The 6111-nt window shown below is 57.1% G+C and carries 6 protein-coding genes; 2 read left to right on the top strand and 4 right to left on the bottom strand.

Annotated features, from left to right (window positions below; genetic code table 11):
* Positions 1–216 (top strand): hypothetical protein (locus tag ABX962_RS27385; RefSeq protein WP_372724185.1); only part of this gene is annotated, 216 nt, incomplete at its 5' end.
* 14 nt (positions 217–230) lie between these two features.
* Here the strand turns inward: ABX962_RS27385 and ABX962_RS27380 are convergent.
* From ABX962_RS27380 to ABX962_RS27365, 4 genes are all read right to left on the bottom strand, one after another.
* Positions 231–629 (bottom strand): hypothetical protein, encoded by a 399-nt coding sequence (locus ABX962_RS27380; RefSeq protein WP_372724183.1) that lies wholly within the window; start codon positions 627–629, stop codon positions 231–233.
* Between the two features lie 83 nt (positions 630–712).
* Entirely contained in the window at positions 713–1759 is a 1047-nt protein-coding gene (locus ABX962_RS27375; RefSeq protein WP_372724182.1) for a DUF3500 domain-containing protein, read from the bottom strand.
* Between the two features lie 169 nt (positions 1760–1928).
* On the bottom strand, positions 1929–2744 hold the full coding sequence (locus tag ABX962_RS27370; protein ID WP_372724180.1) for a cohesin domain-containing protein: 816 nt from the start codon (positions 2742–2744) through the stop codon (positions 1929–1931).
* 137 nt (positions 2745–2881) lie between these two features.
* The gene (locus ABX962_RS27365) at positions 2882–4084 is read right to left on the bottom strand and encodes a cohesin domain-containing protein (RefSeq protein ID WP_372724178.1); all 1203 of its coding nucleotides are present in this window, start codon (positions 4082–4084) and stop codon (positions 2882–2884) included.
* A 498-nt stretch (positions 4085–4582) separates the two neighbouring features.
* On the opposite strand from ABX962_RS27365, the gene ABX962_RS27360 reads away from it, so the two are divergent.
* Positions 4583–6111: cohesin domain-containing protein (locus ABX962_RS27360; RefSeq protein ID WP_372724176.1), on the top strand; the 1529-nt coding region annotated here is incomplete at its 3' end.

The following is a 6111-nucleotide window of genomic DNA, read 5'->3' as shown; positions in this document are numbered from 1 at the left end:
TCCGCGTCGTTGTCCGCGGGGTTCACTTCGGCGTCCGCGGGCGCGGCCTTGCTCTGCGTCGGCTTGGTCACCGATGGTGGCTCTGCAGAGGCCCTGCCATCCGAGACAAAACAACAAGCCAGCAGCGTGGCAACCAAAACGAACGAGTACAGCAGCCTCGACATTTTCAATCCATTCGAGTTAAGGGAAACGCATACAAAGCGAGAACGATTCTAAGCGATTTGTGAGGTCTAAGTGTCTTTTAGCCCGTGAGCACCACGCAGGCAGATCAGGTCTTCGCTCCAGCGAGCGAACAGAGACCGCCGCTCATCTTCACAATCAAACACTCGGACGACGTTTATTTTGTGTCGAATGTCGTCTTTGACCAACCCGTATAGATCGTGATAAACCGGGGGTGGGTCTGCCATCTCGCTGTCCGCTTCGGGAGGGACGAGCCGAGCGGTCACATCGAAACGAAACACCTGCAGCCACCCCGGACGCTGGACCGCGACGATGCGAACGTTTCGAAACTTGGCGGTCTGGCCGTAGTAACCGTTCTCCGAAAGATGCTTTCGGATCGCCTCTTCCATATCGTGATCGCCGCACCAATTTTCCCAGCGCTGGCGGAGATGTTTCAGCCAAGTCAGCATACTGCGTCCTCTCCCTCCTCCGCCGGCAGCCCGTTTTTTTCCCGTGAGGCCCCGCGTCCAATGCCATCGATCGTCAGAAGACTTTATTCGATGGGCAAGTCAAAGTCGCCGGTCAGATCACGCCACACGCAGTGGATGTGATTGGCGGGATTCCCAGACGCATCGGCTTGTGTGTTGACAAACTCGATCAAAAAATCCTTGCCACGAATTCGGTAGTAGTGTCCGACGCCAGGCTTCAGAGCCCCCGCCCAGGCAAAGTAGACGCTTGACCAACCGTTGCTTTCGATCAAATCACGCCGCGCCCGCGATGTCTTTTCCGGAACCGCGTCTGCGTAGACACCGACCAACTTTTTCAGCAATTCAGCCTGTTTGGCATTGAGTTTGTCAAAGGGAATGCCTTCGGGCTCGCCCACTTTGGGTTGAGCCTCACCGGCGAACCGAATTTCAGCCAGTGCTTCCTCGGCGATCACAGCCGCTTGCTTTTGAGTATCGTTCAAGCTGTTGACCAACTCGAACCCGAGATCCTCTTCTTCGCGAAGCACGCGAGTCCCCTTGCCCAGCGGTCCTTCGACATCGGTCATGATCTTGGCAGGATTGGATGCGAAGAATTGAGGAGAGCTGTCGACCAACTCGCCGCCTCGGCAGCTGAAGTTCAGCGACATATGATGCCCTTCGAAACTGAGTCCCCACGGATCGGAATCGCTCGGGGTGCCAAAGATAGTGACATAGTATTTTTGGGGATCGCGACGTGTTTCGCTGCCGGGACCTTCGAGTTGGCGGAGCACTCCTTCGAGCAACATGATCTTGCTCGCCTTGCTGTACCCCGCTTCGCTCAGCGCGGAACGCAGCAGCCGAAGGGCCGCGGTACGCTGAGCCGTATTCATCTCTTTCAGTACAAGTCCTTTGCGAGTCGGCATGGGGATGAAGTGCCACGCGACACGCTCGGCCGAATCGTAGTCCATGGTCGCTTGCGCCACCTGTTTTTCGTCGAGCGTCTGTAAAAAGGCGTCGGCGAAGGTCTTCATCTGCATCCCTGGCGGGTCACTGACCTTCATACCGAAGAAGGTCGCGAGAGTCACGGAAACAGCCAGAAACACCGCGGCGGGGGCCGCAAAACGGAACGAACGCATGAAACGTCTCTTTCACAGGAGAGGGTGGGATTCGGGTGGGACGCCCACAGTGTAGTAGACATCGCCTCGAACCGCAAAATGGGCACCACGAGACCAAGACCCTCGACCTTGGCGGGGCCTCGTCCAGTGGCAGCGAGTGAAACGTCCCAACGAGCCCCGGCGGCATCCGTTACTGGCCTGCCAGACCTGAATCCGCAAACGCTTGGTCGACCACATGAGGCTGCAGCGGTCCGTAGGGGAGGGCAGTGGGGGGGGCGATCGAATCGATCGCCCTTGCAGCAAAGCGGCTCGCCGATCCAGGCCGGGAAAAATCAGAGCGTCCGACCAGCGAAACGGGAACATAGGCCTGCGGCGAAACTACCTCAACCTGCAGCCCGCCAGGCCACGGACAGGGCTCGTCATGGATCAGCGGACGGCCCCCCCAATGATTTGCCCACGACTCGCTCGATCGCTCATCGACTCGAGTCACGTGGGTCACGTTTTCACTGGCCCGCGCACGGATCTTGCCGTCACTGGCGTCCGCGCCAACGATGGGGGGCTCGGCTAACGAAATCTGGCCTTCGTTAAGCCGGACCTGCTGCAGGTCAATCTCAATCGGCTTGGGACTGGGGCGATCTTGTTTGACGGCAAAGCCAATATCGATCAGCCCTCCTTCATCATGAGCCACCGGTTTGGTCGAGTAAACAAACGCGACGATCGTCCCGGCGTGTTCGTCAACATTGGCAATCACCGTACCGCGGCCATTCCACACCGAACCGGCTTGGATTCGCGTCGCATCGGTAGTGACTTCGGCGGGGTCGAATTGAATTCGCACCTCCGCGGCTCTCACACCTTGAGCCCCCGAGACTTCGACGGGGGTAGAGACTTCGACCGCCGCCGAGATTTCCGGGACCGAGTCAACGATGGCACTCGGCATGGAAACGCTTGCCAACAAGCGTCTCGATTCCAATTGCTGAACACCCAATTTGCATGCTTTTGTCGCCATCCGTTGCCCACTGATTTGAATTGCGAATCAACCGCTCACCGCAGCTTTCTATGCAGTGGTTGGTAACGAAAACACAACTCAATTCGCAATGGCACTTGGGGCGTGATTCTAGTTTCACGCCGCGGCGTTGACACGGTCTACCAAAGCGTGTTGGTAGCAAACACCTGATCGACCGACTCGTATCCATCGCGGACCGAATCCTCTTTGCGATCCTCTTGATCACTCAATGACAACATGCTGTCAGCGGAGAATGAATCGGCAGCGGTCGATGGCAGCAAGACGGCTAATTCTCCTTCTGCTGATCGTGAAACGCTCGCCACAGAATCGGCCGAGGGGTTGGTGGTCACCGCCATGGTGTCGGCAGCGCTGGACGCGGATGCGATCGCGGCGGCAGCGGAGGCAACGGGCGAGGACGCGGCCACCGGTGCGACGCTTCCCGCCGTGGCGTCGACATTGATCTGCCGAATGACATCGGTCCACGCGGTCGATCCAGCGGGCTGAGTCGATGTTGTCAGCAATCGGTTGTAAATGAATTGCGGCAGGAGTCCGGTTTCACGAAAATTCTGATCTGCCGTCGTTTGCCCCGACACCAATGTCAATGACAACTCGTTCACTCCGCCTTCGGAGTAAGCAATCGGCTGGATCTCGGTCAGAGTATAGGCCCCAAACGCCAGATCGGTGAACTCGTATTTGCCGGTGGCGTCCGTGGTCGCCTGAGTCGTCGCACCGGTGGACACATTGGTCAATGTGATCACGACACCTGGGATCCCCTCGACGGCATCGGGAAGATTATTGGTGTTGGTATCGGCATACACGAACCCCGCTATCCGCTGATCACCGGCCGCCCCCGCAGTGACGGTCAACAATCCATCGGTGGAATCGGCACCAGCGATCGGGGTTGGATCCACCGTGATCTGGCCTTCATTCAGAACGACTTCGGTAAGGTCAAACACCGCTGTATTGCCAGCAACGGCATCGTTGGCAATGGTGAACGACATTAGCACCAAACTGCCGCTGGTCGACGAGAGCCCCGTCGAAACCGACACAAAAATCACGACGGTTCCGGCGGCATCATCGACATTTGCGGTGACCTGAGTGTCCTGCGCTGCACTGAACACCGATCCCGCCGTCACGCCAGCCGACGTCAAATCGAGCAGATTGGTGTCATAGCTCAGGCGTATTTCGACGCCACGAATTCCAGTAGCATTGTCCACATTGACCGGGACAGCGACCTGCGCCGACACATCTCCGGTCAAATCATCGGGAATGTCTACCGCGGCAAGCAGACGACGTGATTCGAGACTTTCAAGCCCCAGCCGACGTGATTTTTTTTGTTTCATGTTCGTTAGACTCGCAAAGCCATAAGAGGTTTCCCAATTCTGGTTCCCAAGTGTCTTTTTTCCAGCGTCGAATAAATAAGTTGCTTCGACTTTTGCTTGTAGCACCATGTGCTCAACGGTATTTAACGTTACAACCCAACTCACAAATAAATAATTTCATTTGCCGGAACTTACTCACGCTAGTGACTCTCTAAGCCCGGGTTCTAGAATGTCCCGACACCGGACATCTTCCATCATCGTCACCCTTTAACAAAGACAAGCAAGGCGACAGCGTTTCGACGCTGCTCGCCCCCCCAACAAGAATGTCCGAAACGTTCCGATTTCAAAGGCGACCTCAACATCTCTGACAGATGCGGCTCGCTTTCGATGCCCAGCTCGGCTGGGTAGTCAAGTCGTCATCGTGTCGTTGTTGCCCCCCAACCAAACTCAAAGAGCAGCCCCCGGTCGCGGTGGGCCAGCCTCATAGAAACAAGCTCAGCAGAAAATAGGTCAAACGTTATGCGCAAGTTCTTCAAATCGGCTCGTCCACTACAGAAAAAACGTCGTAGTGCGGTCAAAGCAAGGCACCTGAGCTTGCAATCGCTTGAAAATCGTCGCGTATTGGCGGCGACGATCACCTCTTTCACTCCAACCGCCAGCGGTTTCACGGCAGAGCTGAGCGAAGAAGTCAGCACGTTGAACTTGAATCTTTATGACACCCAGGGGCAAGCGGCTGGCGCAGCCGATGTGACTCTCACGGGAGCCTCGAGTGGCAATGTCCGCGGATCGCTATTCGTCAAAGACAACACGGTTACCTTCATTGCCAGCGGCGGCGCATTGGCACCGGACACTTATTCGGTAACGCTGCGAAGTGCGGCGGACGCGTTCACGGATCTCGCCGACGGCGAACTGCTGGACGGTGACGATGATGGCACCGCTGGCGGCGATTACACCAATTCGTTTACGGTTGCCGCAGGCAATGCGTTGACGGTGGGTTTGCCGGATATTGTGCGAGGCCCAACGCAGAGCATCCAAGTTCCCGCAGGCGGAAGCGGCGTCGCGTTGCCCGCCGGACTGCCCATCCAAATCAGTAATGCCGAAGGTGTCACCTCGGTTACCCTGACGATTCAGTATGATCCGGCACTGCTGGATATCAGCGACGTGCAGCTCGGAGCCGATGCGCCGTCGGGAAGTCAGGTCGAATCCAATTTGACCGTTCCAGGCACCGCAACCATCTCGTTTTTCTCGGTGGCACCGCTAGCGGCGGGACAAACAAGCCTAGTCGATATCATTGCCTCGGTTCCTGAAGACGCTCCGTACGGTGAAACACAAGCGATTCGCATCACCTCGCTTGACGTCAACGCCGGAGCACTGACGGCCACCGCTGATGACGCTGTTCAGGTTGTCGCTTTTGCTGGCGATGTGAATCGCAACCAACGCTACGACGCCGAAGACGCTCGCTTGATCGCCCGCGTGGGCGTTGGGCTCGATTCAGGTTTTGTGTTCTCGGAACCGACCAGCACCTCGGCGACCACTCGATTGTTTCCCACCATCGACCCTGTGTTGCTTGGCGATGTCACCGGAGCAGACGGACTGAGCCCTCTTGATGCCAGCGATCTCCTGCGACGCGTAGTGGGATTGCCGACCCCCAATATTCCCGACCTGCCCGCCAACCAGGCTCCGATCAATTTATCGTTGTCGGTCAGCACGGTGGCGGAAGCACAACCGATCGGTACCACCGTGGGGACATTGACCACCAATGACCCTGACATCAACCAAACACATACCTACACGTTGGTTTCGGGTACCGGCAGCACCGACAACGCGTCGTTCACCATTAGCGGTAACCAGCTTAAAACCGCTGCGGTGTTTGATGCGGATGTCAAAGATAGCTACACCATCCGTGTGAGAACGACCGACCCCGAAGGCCGCACCTTCGAAAAGTCTTTGGTGATTAACATCACCGAAGCCAATGTGGCTCCGACCGCCGTTTCGATCACGAACAATTCGGTTGCCGAAGACACGGCGGTCGGCACCGCGGTTGGCAC

Source organism: Novipirellula sp., from assembly GCF_041583735.1.
In the GTDB taxonomy this organism is placed as follows: Bacteria; Planctomycetota; Planctomycetia; order Pirellulales; family Pirellulaceae; genus Novipirellula.
Note: the sequence above shows the minus strand (reverse complement) of the source record. Positions and strands in the feature narration are given on the sequence as shown.